Genomic DNA, 15746 nt, shown 5'->3' on the forward strand with positions numbered 1-15746 from the left:
CAACCCGATTTGCGGAAACCATGATGACCGAGCAGAGCACAGTGAACCAAACCGCCGCCAAGCCCGTCCCGACATTGCCCGATGCCCAGACCGTGACCTCGGTCACCCACTGGACCGATCAGCTTTTCTCGTTCCGGGTAACCCGGCCCGCTTCCCTGCGCTTTCGCTCGGGTGAGTTCGTGATGATCGGCCTGATGGGCGACCCGCATCCCGAAACCGGCAAGCAAAAACCACTACTGCGCGCCTATTCCATCGCCTCGCCCGCGTGGGACGATGAGTTGGAGTTCTACTCGATCAAGGTGCAAGACGGCCCGCTGACCTCCAAGCTGCAACACATCCAGCCCGGCGATCAGATCATTCTGCGGCCCAAACCCGTGGGCACGCTGGTCCATGACGCGCTGCTGCCCGGCGACCGGCTGTGGATGTTCGCCACCGGCACCGGCTTTGCCCCCTTCGCAAGCCTGCTGCGCGAGCCTGAGACCTATGAGAAATTCGACGAGGTCATCGTCACCCACACCTGCCGCGACGTTGCAGAGCTTGAGTATGGCCGGCAGTTGATCGAAGGGCTGAGGGCCGACGAGCTGATGCAGGAACTCATCGGCCCGGAAAACCTTGCCAAGATTCGCTATTACCCGACCACCACCCGCGAAGAGAGCCCCAAGATGGGCCGCATCACCAACCTTTTGCAGGATGGCACGGTGTTCAAAGATTTGGGCGTGCCCCAAATCAATGCCGCCCATGACCGCGCCATGGTCTGCGGCAGCCTTGGCTTCAACAAGGATATTATGGAGATTCTCGAAGGCTTTGGCCTCACCGAGGGTGCCAATTCCGACCCCCAGCATTTCGTCGTCGAAAAGGCTTTCGTCGGCTGAGCCGAATTAAGCCTTACGAAAGGTCGCAGCGTTACAACCAAGGTGTCGGCGCAGCTTTGCCGACGCTTTGGCAGAACCCTGCGCATCCCGAAAACGCCCCCTTCCGCTGCACTGCGGCAGGGCTTAGCTGACGCCTTGCGAGCGCGGGGGACTGCCGCGCGAAACGCAACCACAGGCGAAAGGCATATCAATGGCGAGCAATGGGACCCCGACCCCAAAGAAAGTCTCCGATCTGGCAACTCAAAAAGCCGACCTGTCCAGCACGGCGCTGATCGGCATCTTCGGCAGCGACAGCACGCCCGGCGCGCTGATCCGCGAAGGTGGCGGTAAAATCTCGCGCGTCGAAGTGGGCGATCAGGTCGCAGGCGGCATCGTCTCCGCCATCGGGCAAGGGACGTTGGTGCTGTCCAGCCGCCGCGGCAATCAGGTGCTGCGCCTGCCGCAGGGCTGAAACCTTGAGGGAGGCGCGGCGCGCGCCTCTTGACCTGCCGCGCGGGGCAGTGCACATCCCGCGCATGAGCAAGACAGCATTGATCACCGGCGCATCGCGCGGCCTTGGGGCCGCATTGGCAGAAGCCTTGGCCCCCACCCATCACATCATCGCGGTCGGTCGCACGACCGGCGCGCTCGAAGAGTTGGACGACCGTATCCAAGCCAAGGGCGGCAGCGCTACTTTGGCGCCGATGGACATCACCAACGCCGATGCCATGGCCGTGCTGTGCCGGGGCATCCATGACCGCTGGGGCGGGCTTGACCTTTGGCTGCACTGCGCCGTCCATGCCTCCCCGCTGACGCCCACCGATCACATCGACGCCAAGGATATCGAGAAATCCATCGCCGGAAACGTCACCGCCACCGCGCGGCTGATCACCTTTGTCTCGCCGCTTTTGGGAGCGGATGGCACGGCGGTCTTCTTTGACGATCCGCGTGCGGGCACGAAATTCTTCGGCAGCTACGGGGCCACCAAGGCTGCGCAGATCGCGCTGGCGACCTCTTGGCAGGTCGAGACCGCGCAGATCGGCCCCCGTGTCCATATCCTCACGCCCGAGCCGATGCCCACCGCCACCCGCGCCCGCTTCTTCCCCGGTGAAGACCGCGCGGCGCTGAGCGACACCGCCACGCAGGCCGCTGCGGTATTGGCGCAACTGTCGGAAAACTCCGCCTCCTGAACCGCGCGGCACCGGCGCGCTGCGCTTGCCGCCGGTCCGCCCCTCGCCTACCAAGGCAAAAAGGGGCCATTCATGCGTATTTTGATTACAAACGATGACGGCATCAACGCGCCCGGTCTGGCCGTGCTGCGCGCCATCGCCGAGGAACTGGCCGGGCCTGCGGGCGAGGTCTGGACCGTGGCACCGGCGTTCGAGCAATCCGGTGTGGGCCATTGCATCAGCTACACCAAGCCGATGATGATCACGCAATTGGACGAACGCGTCTTCGCCACCGAAGGCTCCCCCGCCGATTGCGTCCTTGCCGCGATCCACGACACGATGACCGCCGCCCCCCCCGATCTGGTGCTCTCCGGCGTGAACCGGGGCAATAACGCGGCTGAAAACGCGCTCTATTCCGGCACGCTTGGCGGCGCGATCGAGGCGGCGTTGCAGGGTTTGCCCGCCATCGCCCTGTCGCAATACTACGGCCCCGCTAACCGCGATCTGGCGGATCCTTTTGAGGCCGCTGCCCAGCACGGCGTCGAGACCTGCCGTCGCATTTTGGATCACAGCCCCAAGGAAGACGCGGCTTACGGGCTTTTCTACAACGTGAACTTCCCGCCCGTAGCGGGCGCTGATGTGCGTGGCATCCGGCTGGCCCCTCAGGGCCGCCGCCCCGGCACCGGGTTTTCGACCGAAGCACATCTGTCGCCCTCAGGCCGCCGCTTTTTGTGGATCAAGGGCGGCGATCAACGCGTGCAAACGGCACCGGGCAGCGATGCCTGCGTCAACCTTGACGGCTATGTCTCGGTCACCCCGATGCGCTGCGACCTGACGGATCACGCGGCCCTCGAAACGCTGGCGGGCATCAACGGATGAATGAGCCACCCATCTCTGAAGCGGAACGCAAGATGCAGTTCCTCTACGCGCTGCGCTCCAAAGGCGTGACTGATGCGCGCGTGCTGACAGCGATGGAAGCGATCGACCGTGGCCCCTTCATTCGCGGCCTCTTTGCCAGCCGCGCCTATGAGGATATGCCCCTGCCCATCGCCTGCGGCCAGACCATCAGCCAACCCTCTGTCGTGGGGCTCATGAGCCAAGCCTTGCAGGTCTCGTCGCGCGATAAGGTGCTCGAAATCGGGACCGGCTCGGGCTATCAGGCGGCGATCCTCAGCAAGCTCGCCCGGCGGGTCTATACCATCGACCGGCACCGCCGTCTGGTCCAAGAGGCGCGCGGTGTGTTCGAGGCGATGGATCTGACCAATATCACCGCGATCACCGCCGATGGCAGCTTTGGCCTTGCCGAACAGGCCCCCTTTGACCGGATCATCGTGACCGCCGCCGCCGAAGACCCGCCCGGCCCCCTGCTGGCGCAGTTGAAGGAAGGCGGCATCATGGTACTGCCCGTCGGCCAATCCGACACGGTCCAACACCTCATCCGCGTGCGAAAGACCGCTGATGGGCTGGAATACGACGAATTGCGTGCCGTGCGCTTTGTCCCCCTGCTGGAAGGCTTGGGCAAGGACGGCTAATAGGTTACAGAGACACGGACAACGCCCCATACCGTCTGGGGGCGAAGATGAGGACTTGCAGATGCGCCAAACACGCTTGCGCCGCCCCATGCGGCTGACCCTAATGGCCGGGACCAGTGCGATACTGCTGGCAGGTTGCGAAAATCAGCCCTTGGATTACGACATGCGCAGCACCTTTGGCGATGGGTTCTCCACCGCCGAAGCCGCGCGCGGGCCTTTGGCAGACCGGCCCAAGCCCGACGCCCGGGGCGTGATCTCTTATCCCAATTACCAAGTCGTCGTCGCCCGCCGGGGCGATACGCTGAAAGACGTGGCCGCGCGTGTGGGCGCCGACAGCGGCGAATTGGCCCGCTACAACGGGATTGATCAGGGCGTCCCGCTCCGCCAGGGTGAGATCATCGCCCTGCCCCGCCGCGTGTCTGAGCCCGCGCCGGGCACCAATGGCGCCGTGGACATTACCACCCTTGCCGGCAGCGCCATCGACCGCGCCCCGGCGACCCCCAGCGTGCAGACCCAAAGCCTGCCCCCTGCAGGCACCACCAGCACGCCTGCGCCGCAGCCCGCAGCACCGCAGGCGAAAGAGCCTGTGCGCCACCGGGTCGAGCGTGGCGAGACCGCCTATACCGTGGCGCGTCTTTACAACGTGCCGGTCAAGGCACTGGCCGAGTGGAACGGCCTCGGCCCCGATTTCGCGATCCGCGAGGGCCAATTCCTGCTGATCCCGGTCGAGAAACAGGCGCCCCCGCGTCAGGCGACCAACACCGCGTCGAGCGCCGCCGCCTCGCGCCCCGTGCAGCCGGTCACCAGCGCGCCCGGCGCAGGCACCCCCACGCCGACGCCGCCCTCTGCCGCCAAACCGCTGCCGCAGGATGAGACCGCACAGCCCCTGCCGCCCAAGGTCGAACCGAAAGAGCCTGTGGCCGATGTGGGCAAGCCCACCGCCCCGGCAAAGGCGACCAAGATGACCCCGCCGGTCCAAGGCTCCATCATCCGCGCCTATTCCAAGGGCAAGAACGAGGGGATCAACATCAAGGGCAGCCCCGGCGGGCCGGTGAAAGCCGCCGAGGCGGGCACCGTCGCCGCGATCACCAAAAGTGCGGAGGGCATCCCGATCGTCGTGGTGCGCCATGCCAATAACCTGCTCACGGTCTATGCGAATGTCGATGGCGTGAATGTGGCTAAGGGCGATAGCGTCAGCCGTGGCCAGCAGATTGCCAAACTGCGCGGCGGATCGGAATCGCATGTGCATTTCGAGGTGCGCAAAGGCTTTGAGAGCGTCGATCCGACGCCCTACATTCAGTAACCAAACGACAAAGGGCCCGCAGAATATGCGGCCCCTTTCGCCAATACCGTCCGGCGCTCAGCCGCCCGAAACGGGAACGCCTTTTCGGCCCGCCAAATCCACGAAATACTGCCAGGCCACCCGGCCCGAGCGGGCGCCGCGTGTGGCCTGCCATTCGACAGCCTCGGCGCGCAATGTGTCGTCGTCGATCTCCACGCCGAAGGCATCGCAATAGCCGCGGATCATCGCCAGATATTGGTCCTGATCGCAGGGGTGGAACCCCAGCCAGAGCCCGAACCGGTCAGAGAGAGAGACCTTTTCCTCGACCGCCTCGGAAGGATTGATCGCGCTGCCGCGCTCGTTCTCGATTATGTCGCGCGGCATCAGGTGGCGGCGGTTCGATGTGGCATAGAGTACGACATTCTCGGGCCGCCCTTCGATGCCCCCATCCAACACGGCCTTCAGCGATTTGTAATGCGCGTCGTCATGGCCAAAGCTAAGGTCGTCGCAAAACAGGATAAACCGCTGCGAGGCCCCGCGGAGCAGGGTCAGAAGCCGCCCGACCGAAGGCAGGTCTTCGCGCTGCAGTTCAACGATGCGCAATGCTTCATGTGATGCTTGAACATCAGCGTGTATCGCTTTGACAAGGCTGGATTTCCCCATGCCCCGCGCTCCCCAGAGCAGCGCGTTGTTCGCAGGCAGCCCCGCCGCGAATTGACGGGTATTGGCCAAGAGCGTATCCCGCGCCCGATCCACCCCCACCAGAAGCGGCAGGTCGATCCGCGCGACCTGCGGCACGGGCATCAGACGGTCGGGGTCGGTGTGCCAGACGAAGGCAGTGGCCGCATCGAAGTCCGGCGCGGCGAGCGGCGCGGGAGACATACGCTCCAGCGCCGCCGCGATACGGTCCATCGGATCATTGATCACAGCAGGTCTTCCTCGTCTTCGTCGTCAAAGTAGCCCTCTTCGCGCAGCTTTTCGTTGCGCTTTGTCTCGACCCGGCGCACGAGGAAGATCGAGATTTCGTAAAGGCCATAAACCACCACGAAAAGGATCACCTGCGTAATCACATCCGGCGGGGTGACCAGCGCGGCCAGCACGAGGATCGCCACCACCGCATATTTGCGCACATTGGCCAGACCTTCGGAACTGACCAGCCCGGCCTTGCCCATCAGCGTCAGCAGAACCGGCAACTGGAAACACAGGCCGAAAGCCACGATGAACTTGATCGTGAGCGAGAGATACTCCTGCGCCGAGCCTTGGAAGGCGATGGCCGCAATGCCGTTCTCACCATCCGGCCCACCGACCAGCGTGCCCGCCTGTTGGAAGCCAAGGAAAAAGTCGAAGGCCAGCGGCGTGACGACGTAAAAGGCGAAAGCCGCGCCAAGGAAGAACATCACCGGCGAAGAGATCAGGAAGGGCAGGAAAGCCCCCTTCTCGTTCTTGTAGAGCCCCGGGGCGACGAAGCGCCAAAGCTGGTAGCTGATGAAGGGAAAGCCCAGCACCAGCCCGCCCAGAAGCGAGATCGAGATCGCGACGAAGAAACCTTCCTGCAGCTTGATCAGGATCAGCCCGCAATCCTCCTGCCCTCGCTCCGCCATGGCCGAGCAGAGCGGTTCGGTGAGGAAGTTGAAAATCGGGTTCCACACCGTGAAGCAGATCACCATGCCGATGATGAAGGCGATGACCGAATGGATCAGCCGCGTGCGCAGCTCGGCCAGATGCTCGATCAGCGGGGCGGAACTGTCGTCGATCTCGTCATAATCGTCGGTGGCGCTCATTCAACTCACTCTTTCTTGGCGGCAGCTTTGGGTGCCGTTGAGGTCTTGGCGGCGGCATCGTCCGATGCCACTTGGGCCGGGCCCGCGTCTTTTTCGATCACAGGCCGCGCCGGGGCTTCCTTAGCCGGGGCGGCGTCCGAAAGCTTCGCCTCTGCCGCTTCGGCCTCGGCCATGGCTTCCGCCGCTTCGCGTTGCTTGCGTTCGGCGGCGGCCCGCGCGGTGCTGGCTTGGATCTTCTTCACATCCTCGGCCTTTTGCGCCGCCAGTTTGCCAGTCTCGCTATCAGGGTCGAAATTGGTCAGTGACCGGGTCGCGTCCTTGACCTCATCCATGGCGCTGCCCAGCGGGTTGCTGGCCGTTTTGAGCGATTTGTTCAGCGACGATGACATCTCGCGCATGCCGCTTTCATCGGCGGCATCGTTCATCGCTTGGCTGAATTCACGCGCCATGCCTTTGGCCTTGCCCACGAATTGCCCGACGCGCCGAAACAGCACGGGCAAGTCCTTGGGGCCGACCACGATCAGGGCCACCACGCCGATGACTAAAAGTTCCGTCCAACCCAGATCGAACATCGGGTTACACCCGGTCCTTGTCGGCCTTCAGGTCGGTCTTGGGATGGGTGCCCTGATCGGCATGTTCCGGCAGGTCAGCATGGTGCACGTCTTCGACATGCTTGATCTCGTCGCGCTTGTTCTCTTCTTCGCCTTCGCTGATGCCCTTTTTGAAGCTGGTGATGCCCTTGCCGACTTCGCCCATGAGCGAGGAAATCTTACCCCGGCCAAAAAGCACCAGCACGACAACCGCGATCAGCAGCAGGCCCGGCAGTCCGATATTGTTCAACATGTCTGTTCTCCCATCAGGTTTGGCGCGGTCTGGTCGCGCCGGTCTGCACCGTGATAGCGGGCGGCGCCGGGACCATGAAGGGGCAATGCGGCGGATGGGCGGTGCTGCGGGCGAAGGACTGCCGATTTTCGCGCGTGCAATTCCCGTTGTGACATGTTTTTGTCAGGAGCGTCAGGAGGCATCATGGTATCAGCGAAAACCGAAGACCGGCTTGTCCGGCTGATCGACAGGCTGCGGGATGGGCGGCTGCACCGGGCCGAGGATCTGGCCCGGCAGTTCAGCGTCTCCCCCCGCACGATCTACCGCGATATGGGCAAGCTCAGCGCGGCGGGCCTGTCCATCGCTGGGACGCGGGGCGAAGGCTATCGGATCATCCCTGCGATCACCCTGCCCCCGCTGACCCTGACGGCGGCGGAGTTGGAGGCGCTGAACCTCGGCCTTGCCGTGGCAGCAGAGGTGGGCGACCCCGCCCTGCAAGCCGCGGCAGAGGCATTGGCTGCCAAGTTCGACGCGGTGCTGCCGACCGAGACCATTGCCGAGGGTGCCGCATGGGCGCAGGCGCTGAGGTCGCAGGGCAAAGCCACGCGGGTTTTCACCCATCTGCCGGTGCTGCGCGCGGCGGTGCAGGCCCGTCAAAAGCTGCGGATTGCGGTGATCGGCGAAGCGCCGCAGGTGGTGCGCCCGCTTGAGGTGCGAAATTGGGGCCGGTTCTGGCTGCTGACGGCCTGGAGCGAGGGGGTGGCGGATTTCGTGACCCTGCCGCTTGATCAGATCGGCAGCGCCGAACCCCTACCGGAGTTGTTCGTGGACGAGCCGGGCAGAACGCTCGCGGATCATCGCCCCTAACCCCAGATCAGGGCCGCCCCGCCTCAGCCCTTCAATTGCCAGCCAGTTTGCGGGGGCAAAAACGCCTCGACACTGGCCTGCGCGATCACGATGGTATCCTGTCCCGTTTTCACGTTCAGCCCGCCCTTTACCGCGTGCACCTCGGCGCGACCGCGCGGCAGTTTGGCCACCAGCGCGTCGACATCCACCTTCTCAGGCTCCTGCACCGCCACGGTGACCTGCACGCGCATCTGATCCGGCGTCACCTCTAGCGCGCCGAACAGCGGCAGGGAGGAATGGCGCAAGGCATCCTCGATCGCGCGGGCGGCGGCTTTGGTATAGTCCATCCCATGCAGATCGTTGCCCATGCCCATTTCGATGATGATCCGCTCCTCAGCCATCGGCACGCTCCATCTCGAAGCCGACGGAAAGCGCCACATTGGCCATGACCGTTGGGTTCCCTTCCCCTTCGGGGCGCGGCACGTCGAGGCCGCCGTGATGCAGCTTCACCGTCACCTCGCCATAGGGAAAGACCGCGCGCAGCGCTTCGGCATCGACCAGATCGGGGCGCTGCACGCCCACGTCGAGGGTGATGCGCATGGCCGATTTATCGAAACCGAAAAGCTCGGCCAGATTGATCGAATTGTGCCACAGCGCATCCTGCACCGCACGTTTCGCGGCCTGCGTGTAATCGGCGCGGCGCAGGGACGAACCCATGCCGAATTCTACTAACAGTGGTTTCATGAGGTCACCGGAAAGACAAAGCAGCGGTCGCGGCGCACGGTCAGCCACATGACGGCGCCGGGTTGCGGCAAAAAGACATTGGGCACCGTGGCCTTGAGCCGCGATCCGTCCTCCTCCAACACAAATTCAACAAGGCTTTCGTTCCCCATAAAGCGCGCGCGTTCCACCACGGCGCGGGCCGGTGTGCCATCAGTCGCCGTGGGGCGCGGCCCTTTGCCCGCCCGGTCAAAGTCGATGCGCAGGTGTTGCGGGCGAAAGACTATATTCACCGGCGTGCCATCGGCCACACCGGGGGCGAGAAATTGGCCGAAGACTGTATCAGCCAGCGCCCCGGTCACCGTGGCCTCAAGCACATTGGCATCGCTGAAAAAGGCGACGGAGGCACGGTCCACGGGCCGCGTATAGACGTTGTAGGGCGCGCCTTGCTGCACGATCTTGCCGTCGCGCATCAGGGCGATCTCATCGGCCATGCGCATCGCCTCGTCCGGCTCATGGGTGACCAGCAAAACGGCGGTGTCCTCTTCCTTGAGGATGCTCAGCGTCTCGTCGCGGATGCCATCGCGCAGGCGGTTGTCGAGGCCGGAAAACGGCTCATCCATCAGCATGATACGCGGCTGCGGGGCCAGCGCGCGGGCCAGCGCCACGCGCTGCTGCTCCCCGCCCGAAAGCTGGTGCGGATAGCCGTCGATATAGCGCAGCAGGTCCACCCGTTCGAGCAGTTCTTCGATCCGCGCGCGTTTCTCCTCACGCGTGCCTTTCTTGAGGCCAAAGCCCACGTTGTCGGCAACGCTCAGATGCGGGAACAGGGCGAAGTCTTGGAACATCAGGCCGATCTCGCGCCGCTCGGGCGGGACGCGGAACATGGTGTCGCAGATCAGTTTGCCATCGACATGGATCGTGCCGCTGTCCTGCATCTCAACGCCCGCGATCATGCGCAACGTGGTGGATTTGCCGCAGCCCGAGGGGCCAAGCAGGCAGGTCACCTGCCCCGGCAAGATCTGCAAAGATACGTCATCGACCACCTGCCGCCCGCCATAGGCGCGGCGCAGGTTGCGGATTTCCAGACGGGGGGTGGGGTCACTCATGGAGGCTGCGGTATCCGATCAAATCGCTCGGAAACCCAGCTATCAGCCCCGCCGCGCCCCCGCAAGCACCGCTGCAAACCCGGCCAGCAGCACGATGATGCAGATCACCAGCAATTGCTCGTATTTATGCCCCTCGGGCAGAAGTGCCGCGACCCATCCCCAGCCCCGCGCGAAATAGGCCGCAGCCCCCAGCATCGCGGCGGCAAAGGCGGCAAGGTAGCTCCAGACCGGGATCGCGCGCCCCGCCACCAGCCCCACCAGCAGCACGGGGGTGAGGAACATCGACGCGGTGCCGCTCACCGCCACGGCATCAAAGAGCGTGGCGTTGCCCCAAAGCGTCAGCAGCGCACCAAGCGCCATGAACCCCGCCATCACCAGCCGCCCGCCTCTCAGGCTGCGCGGCGCGATGCGCCATTCCTCAACCATCAGCCGCGCGGCGGAGGCGAGCGCCGAGTCGAGCGTCGACAGCGCCGAGACCAGCAGCGACAGCATCAGCGCCACGAAAATCCAGCCCGGGAACATTTGCCCCCATGTGCCGATAAGCTCCCCCTCATAGGCCGCGCCGGTCAGGCTGGCTTGGATGCCGAAAAAGCCAAAGCCGATGATGCAAAGGGTCGAAATCCAGAAGGCATGGAGGAAAGACGCCCGCGTCGTCGCCTCATCCGCGAGAAAGCCGCGGTCCATCATCACCGGGTCATGCGCCGGGTAGGAAAAGACCTGCAACAGCGCCACGACCAAGAGCACCCAGCCGTTGTAGGAGCCAGAGGCTCCTGGCGCGCTCAGCACCGCGCCAAGCTCGAACCCCGGGCTGAGCAGCAGCGCGCCGAGCGCAAGGCCGAAGACGACGAGAAAGACCAGCATCTGCACCACATCCGTGCGCAGCGCGGCGGAAAGCCCGCCCCACGCCGAATAGCCAAAGCCAAGGGCGGCGACGATCAGCACAGCAAGCGTGCCCGACCCGGGCCAGACGGCCTCGAAAATCAGCGCGACGACCAAGAGATTGGCAAAAACCTCGGAGAGCAGCCGTAGCCCGATCACGAGGTTATAGGCCGCCGTGCCCGCGCTCCCGAAATGCCCCGCCAGCCAGTCCTGCACCGACCGCGCGCCGCCGCGCCGCAGATGGCCGACGATGAAACCGCCCGTCAGGAAAGACCCGTAATAGGCCGCATAGGCCAGTGTGCCCGCGATGCCGTAAAAATAACCCAAGATCGCCGCGTTCATCAGGCTGCGGGCGAAAATCCATGTGGTGACTTGGCTCAGCACCAGCACCCAAAGCCCCGGCGCGCGGCCTGCCGCATTGGCTCCGCCAAAGAAGCCTTCGACCGTCGCGCGGCGCGGTGCCACCAAGAGGCTGGCAAGGATCACGGCTGCGAAAAGAAGGACAAGAACAGTGGTTTGCATGGGCGGTGGACCTTTTGCGAGAAGCTGATCCACAAGGGTTAGCCGCCGCCTGCAATCCGAGCCAGCACTGAAACCGCTGCTGTCAGGAATGTGATCCACCGCGACGCTGTATGGCCGGGACGCGCGCCCCGGCCATGGAGGGTTTACATGGTCAGATTGGTGCCGCCGCCATCCAGCAGCAGGTTCTGCCCCACGATGAAGCCCGCGTGCTGCGAACAAAGGAAGGCACAGGTCGCGCCGAACTCCTCACGGGTGCCATAGCGCCCTGCAGGGATGCCCGCCTGCCGCTCGGCGCGGGCCTCGTCCAGCGTGATGCCCTTTTGCTTGACCACATTGGCGTCGAGCGAATCCGCCCGGTCGGTCGCATGGATGCCCGGCAGAAGGTTGTTGATCGTAACCCCCTTGCCCGCCACCTGCCGCGAGGTGCCCGCGACATAGCCGGTAAGCCCGGTGCGGGCGGAGTTGCTCAGCCCCAAAACCGGGATCGGCGCGCGCACCGACTGGCTGGTGATGTTCACGACCCGGCCCCAGCCGCGCTCCATCATGGCGGGCACCAGCGCTTTGATCAGCGCGATGGGGGCCAGCATATTGGCGTCGAGCGCCTTGATGAAATCCTCGCGGTCCCAATCCTGCCACATGCCGGGAGGGGGGCCGCCCGCGTTGTTGACCAGAATGTCACAGCCCTCTGCCGCCTTGATGACCAGCGCCTGCCCCTCTTCCGTGGCCACATCCGCCGCGACGGTGGTGACCTCGACGCCGTGTTCCTGACGGATGCGCTCCGCCGAGGCCTCAAGCGCCTCTGCGCCGCGGGCGTTCATCACAAGGTTCACCCCTGCCGCCGCCAGCGCCTCGGCGCAGCCAAGGCCAAGCCCCTTGGACGAGGCACAGACCAGCGCCTTCTTCCCTTTGATTCCCAAATCCATTCTGATTCCTCCTATGCATTTGCATATGCCTACCACGCCGCGCCGCCAATGCCAGCAAATCACCCGAGCCTTGACCCATCCGGGCCACAATTCTAGCCTATCTCACTGGCGAAAGCCCCAGAACCAAAGGCCCGTCATGTCCCCCAGCCGCACCGCCCCCGCACAGAACCTCGCCGTCTACCGCGGCGGGCAATTCCGCGCGAGCGATGGGGCCAATATGGGCGATGCGCTATCCTTTGCCGCCGAATTGGTCCTCGATGATGTCTATGAGTTGGACCGCGCGGCAGAGCCGCAGCGCCTGTCTCTGCTAACCCTGCCCGGCGATCAATTCCGCCTTACTGAGGATACCGGCGTGGGCCGCCCCGGGGGCGATCTGCATCTCGACAGCCTGCTGACGCTGATGTCGCCCGACGGGCAGACCCAAGAGGCGCTGCTGCTGGTGGAGGTCGATCAACACGGTCACGCGGCAGAGGTTTACCTTTTGCCGTTTGGCCCGCTGACACCGCAGACGGGCTACCGGATCGTGGGCATCGACACCCAGACCGCGCGGCAAAAATTCGGTCAGCTCGCCTGCGTCTCTTTCACGCGCGGCACCCATATCTCGCTCAGCACGGGTGAATTGCGGCCTATCGAAGACCTGCGCGTGGGGGACCGTATCCTGACCCGCGATGATGGCGTGCAAACCCTGCGCTGGATCGGGCAAAGCACCCTGCGCGCGGTGGGCGAATTTGCCCCGATCCGCATCCGCGCAGGCACGCTCAACAACGAACACGACCTGATCGTCAGCCCCGATCACCGGCTGTTCATCTATCAACGCAGCGATGAGATGGGCGCGGGTCGGTCCGAATTGCTGGTCAAGGCGCGGCATCTGGTCAACGGCGATAGCGTGACGGTGAAGGACGGTGGATTCGTCGACTACTTCCAACTGCTCTTTGACGGGCATCAGATCATCTATGCCGAAGGCATCGCCGCCGAATCCATGTTGGTCGACAGCCGCACCCGCTCGGTCCTGCCGCCAGAGATGGCCGAAGCCTTGGGCGAGGTGATCCCCGGCCATTCCGATCTGCCCCATGCCGGGCTCGATCTGGCAGAGGCACTGCTTGACCGCCCCGACGCGGCGGCGCTGCTGCGCAAAGCCTCAACCCGTTAAGGTGCCTCGACGGCGTAGTGGAACTCCTCCCGGACGATCTTGCCGTCTTTGACGTGGTAAACGCCGATCTCTTCCATCTGGAACCGCTCACCGCTTTGCTTGTCGGTGGCATCGACCTTGAACATCGCGCTGAACTGGCTGTCGCCAAAGTAGAACGGGCCGATCACCTCGGTGCTATGTTCCTCCATCGCGTTTTCCCACCAGTCGTGCTTGCCGTGGATGGCCTTGACCCCATGGGTCTCTCGCCCCTGCCCGCCCATATCAGCGGCCTCGACCGAGACGGCATCGTCGGCATAGAGCCGATCAAGGTTCGCACGCACCGCAGCATTCCCCGCACGGCAGCCCGCGACCAATTCGCGGGCAATCTCTTTCAGTTCCATCGCATCCCCTCCATGTACCCCTTATGTTCTCACCCTACGCCACCCAGCGATTCGCAGCAATGGCCAGATTGCGCCCGGTCGCGGCGCGGCCTATATGGGTCGGATGTTGGACACGCCGCAAAACCGCCCCGCCCTGCCGCCCGAGATCGCGCGCCGTCGCACCTTTGCGATCATCAGCCACCCTGACGCGGGCAAAACCACGCTGACTGAAAAGTTCCTGCTGTTCGGCGGGGCCATTCAGATGGCCGGCCAAGTGCGCGCCAAGGGCGAGGCGCGGCGCACGCGCTCGGACTTCATGGCGATGGAAAAGGACCGGGGCATTTCCGTCTCGGCCTCGGCCATGTCCTTTGACTTCCATAGCGGTGACACCAACTACCGGTTCAACCTCGTCGACACGCCCGGCCACTCGGACTTTTCCGAAGACACCTACCGCACGTTGACGGCAGTGGACGCCGCCGTGATGGTGATCGACGGCGCGAAAGGCGTGGAAAGCCAGACGCAAAAGCTTTTCGAGGTCTGCCGGATGCGCGACCTGCCGATCCTCACCTTCTGTAACAAGATGGACCGGGAAAGCCGCGATACCTTTGAAATCATTGACGAGATTCAGGAGAACCTCGCCATTGACGTAACGCCCGCAAGCTGGCCCATCGGCGTGGGCCGCGATTTCGTGGGCTGCTATGACATGCTGCGCGATCGGCTGGAACTGATGGACCGCGCCGACCGGAACCGCGTCGCCGACAGCATCAAGATCGAAGGGCTGGACGACCCAAAGCTCGCCGAACACGTTCCCGCCGCGCTGCTGGAGAAACTGCGCGAGGATCTGGAGATGGCGCGCGAATTGCTGCCACCGCTGGACCTCAAGGCGATGCACGAAGGCACGTTAACCCCGATCTGGTTCGGCTCGGCCATCAACTCCTTCGGGGTGCGTGAATTGATGGAAGGCATCGCCAAATACGGGCCAGAGCCGCAAATCCAAGCCGCCACCCCACGCCAGATCCTGCCCGAAGAGAAAAAAGTCGCGGGCTTTGTCTTTAAGGTGCAGGCCAATATGGACCCCAAGCACCGCGACCGTGTGGCCTTTGTCCGCCTCGCCTCAGGGCATTTCGAGCGCGGCATGAAAATGACCCATGTGCGCACGAAAAAGCCGATGACGGTGTCCAACCCGGTCATGTTCCTCGCCTCCGACCGCGAGTTGGCCGAGGAGGCTTGGGCCGGTGACATCATCGGCATCCCCAACCACGGGCAGCTGCGCATCGGTGACACGCTGACCCAAGGCGAAGCGCTCCGCGTGAGCGGCATCCCCTCCTTCGCGCCCGAATTGCTGCAATCCGTGCGCGCGGGCGATCCGCTGAAGGCGAAACACCTTGAAAAAGCGCTGATGCAATTCGCCGAAGAAGGTGCCGCAAAAGTGTTCAAACCCTCGATCGGTTCGGGGTTTGTCGTGGGCGTTGTCGGCCAGTTGCAATTCGAAGTGCTCGCCAGCCGGATCGAGTTGGAATATGGCCTGCCGGTCCGGTTTGAGCCGTCTCAGTTCACCTCGGCCCGCTGGGTGAACGGCACGAAGCAAGCCGTTGATAAGTTTATCGATAGTAACAAACAGCACATCGCGCATGACCATGATGGCGACATCGTTTACCTGACCCGCCTGCAATGGGACATCGACCGCGTCGAGCGCGATTACCCGGATGTGAAGCTGACCGCGACCAAGGAAATGATGGTGTAAAACGGCCCGCCCCCGGGGGGCAGAAAACCTTGATTTCGGGGCCGATCATGGCATTCT

Annotated in this window: 19 protein-coding genes; 9 read left to right on the top strand and 10 right to left on the bottom strand. The window is 64.0% G+C overall.

Annotated features, from left to right (window positions below; genetic code table 11):
• Nucleotides 1–23: 23 nt before the first annotated feature.
• The 6 genes from ACGYLD_RS12220 to ACGYLD_RS12245 all read left to right on the top strand — a co-directional run bounded on the left by ACGYLD_RS12220 (nt 24) and on the right by ACGYLD_RS12245 (nt 4855).
• Nucleotides 24–872 (top strand): ferredoxin--NADP reductase, encoded by an 849-nt coding sequence (locus ACGYLD_RS12220; protein WP_394402700.1) that lies wholly within the window; start codon nt 24–26, stop codon nt 870–872.
• A gap of 190 nt (nt 873–1062) precedes the next feature.
• On the top strand, nt 1063–1323 hold the full coding sequence (locus tag ACGYLD_RS12225; protein ID WP_271693471.1) for a pilus assembly protein PilZ: 261 nt from the start codon (nt 1063–1065) through the stop codon (nt 1321–1323).
• 64 nt (nt 1324–1387) lie between these two features.
• Complete coding sequence (locus ACGYLD_RS12230; protein ID WP_271693470.1) at nt 1388–2041, top strand: SDR family oxidoreductase; 654 nt, start codon at nt 1388–1390, stop codon at nt 2039–2041.
• Nucleotides 2042–2113: 72 nt separating this feature from the next.
• Nucleotides 2114–2899 (top strand): 5'/3'-nucleotidase SurE, encoded by a 786-nt coding sequence (gene surE, locus ACGYLD_RS12235; protein ID WP_271693469.1) that lies wholly within the window; start codon nt 2114–2116, stop codon nt 2897–2899.
• Complete coding sequence (locus ACGYLD_RS12240) at nt 2896–3552, top strand: protein-L-isoaspartate(D-aspartate) O-methyltransferase (RefSeq protein WP_067267929.1); 657 nt, start codon at nt 2896–2898, stop codon at nt 3550–3552. Before surE ends, ACGYLD_RS12240 begins: the two co-directional genes overlap by 4 nt.
• Before the next feature lie 61 nt (nt 3553–3613).
• Nucleotides 3614–4855: a M23 family metallopeptidase gene (locus tag ACGYLD_RS12245; RefSeq protein ID WP_271693468.1), complete on the top strand. Its 1242-nt coding sequence runs from the start codon at nt 3614–3616 to the stop codon at nt 4853–4855.
• A gap of 57 nt (nt 4856–4912) precedes the next feature.
• Here ACGYLD_RS12245 and ACGYLD_RS12250 read toward each other — a convergent pair whose 3' ends face one another.
• Genes ACGYLD_RS12250 through ACGYLD_RS12265 form a run of 4 tightly spaced genes read right to left on the bottom strand, consistent with a single transcriptional unit; the run spans nt 4913 to nt 7458 of the window.
• Nucleotides 4913–5761, bottom strand: coding sequence for an ATP-binding protein (locus ACGYLD_RS12250; RefSeq protein WP_271693467.1), 849 nt, complete (start codon nt 5759–5761; stop codon nt 4913–4915).
• Nucleotides 5758–6615, bottom strand: coding sequence for a twin-arginine translocase subunit TatC (gene tatC / locus ACGYLD_RS12255; RefSeq protein ID WP_067267932.1), 858 nt, complete (start codon nt 6613–6615; stop codon nt 5758–5760). The genes ACGYLD_RS12250 and tatC overlap by 4 nt, the downstream gene beginning before the upstream one ends.
• Before the next feature lie 5 nt (nt 6616–6620).
• Entirely contained in the window at nt 6621–7187 is a 567-nt protein-coding gene (tatB, locus tag ACGYLD_RS12260) for a Sec-independent protein translocase protein TatB (protein ID WP_394402702.1), read from the bottom strand.
• Between the two features lie 4 nt (nt 7188–7191).
• Nucleotides 7192–7458 carry a twin-arginine translocase TatA/TatE family subunit gene (locus tag ACGYLD_RS12265; protein ID WP_067268177.1) on the bottom strand — a complete coding sequence of 89 codons (267 nt, stop codon included), beginning with the start codon at nt 7456–7458 and terminating at the stop codon, nt 7192–7194.
• 183 nt (nt 7459–7641) lie between these two features.
• Here ACGYLD_RS12265 and ACGYLD_RS12270 point away from each other — a divergent pair, with 183 nt between their 5' ends.
• Nucleotides 7642–8304: a helix-turn-helix transcriptional regulator gene (locus tag ACGYLD_RS12270; RefSeq protein WP_394402704.1), complete on the top strand. Its 663-nt coding sequence runs from the start codon at nt 7642–7644 to the stop codon at nt 8302–8304.
• A gap of 23 nt (nt 8305–8327) precedes the next feature.
• Here ACGYLD_RS12270 and ACGYLD_RS12275 read toward each other — a convergent pair whose 3' ends face one another.
• The 5 genes from ACGYLD_RS12275 to ACGYLD_RS12295 form a co-directional block, all read right to left on the bottom strand.
• The gene (locus tag ACGYLD_RS12275; RefSeq protein ID WP_394402706.1) at nt 8328–8684 is read right to left on the bottom strand and encodes a Lin0512 family protein; all 357 of its coding nucleotides are present in this window, start codon (nt 8682–8684) and stop codon (nt 8328–8330) included.
• Nucleotides 8677–9027, bottom strand: coding sequence for a Lin0512 family protein (locus ACGYLD_RS12280; RefSeq protein WP_394402708.1), 351 nt, complete (start codon nt 9025–9027; stop codon nt 8677–8679). Before ACGYLD_RS12280 ends, ACGYLD_RS12275 begins: the two co-directional genes overlap by 8 nt.
• Nucleotides 9024–10112: an ABC transporter ATP-binding protein gene (locus tag ACGYLD_RS12285; RefSeq protein ID WP_067268171.1), complete on the bottom strand. Its 1089-nt coding sequence runs from the start codon at nt 10110–10112 to the stop codon at nt 9024–9026. The genes ACGYLD_RS12280 and ACGYLD_RS12285 overlap by 4 nt, the downstream gene beginning before the upstream one ends.
• Before the next feature lie 42 nt (nt 10113–10154).
• A complete protein-coding gene (locus tag ACGYLD_RS12290) occupies nt 10155–11513 on the bottom strand; it encodes a sodium:proline symporter (RefSeq protein ID WP_271693461.1) in 1359 nt (452 codons plus the stop codon).
• A 143-nt stretch (nt 11514–11656) separates the two neighbouring features.
• Nucleotides 11657–12436 carry an SDR family oxidoreductase gene (locus ACGYLD_RS12295; protein ID WP_271693460.1) on the bottom strand — a complete coding sequence of 260 codons (780 nt, stop codon included), beginning with the start codon at nt 12434–12436 and terminating at the stop codon, nt 11657–11659.
• A gap of 136 nt (nt 12437–12572) precedes the next feature.
• Between ACGYLD_RS12295 and ACGYLD_RS12300 the strand changes: the two genes are divergently transcribed.
• Nucleotides 12573–13586, top strand: coding sequence for a Hint domain-containing protein (locus tag ACGYLD_RS12300; RefSeq protein ID WP_394402710.1), 1014 nt, complete (start codon nt 12573–12575; stop codon nt 13584–13586).
• On the opposite strand, the gene ACGYLD_RS12305 is transcribed toward ACGYLD_RS12300, so the two are convergent.
• A complete protein-coding gene (locus tag ACGYLD_RS12305; protein WP_271687628.1) occupies nt 13583–13966 on the bottom strand; it encodes a nuclear transport factor 2 family protein in 384 nt (127 codons plus the stop codon). The two genes, ACGYLD_RS12300 and ACGYLD_RS12305, sit on opposite strands and share 4 nt — an antisense overlap.
• Nucleotides 13967–14069: 103 nt before the next feature.
• Here ACGYLD_RS12305 and ACGYLD_RS12310 point away from each other — a divergent pair, with 103 nt between their 5' ends.
• Nucleotides 14070–15689: a peptide chain release factor 3 gene (locus tag ACGYLD_RS12310; RefSeq protein WP_067268179.1), complete on the top strand. Its 1620-nt coding sequence runs from the start codon at nt 14070–14072 to the stop codon at nt 15687–15689.
• Nucleotides 15690–15746 lie beyond the last annotated feature (57 nt).

It is taken from the genome of Sulfitobacter sp. 1A12056 (assembly GCF_043558125.1).
GTDB classification, from domain to species: Bacteria; Pseudomonadota; Alphaproteobacteria; order Rhodobacterales; family Rhodobacteraceae; genus Sulfitobacter; species Sulfitobacter faviae.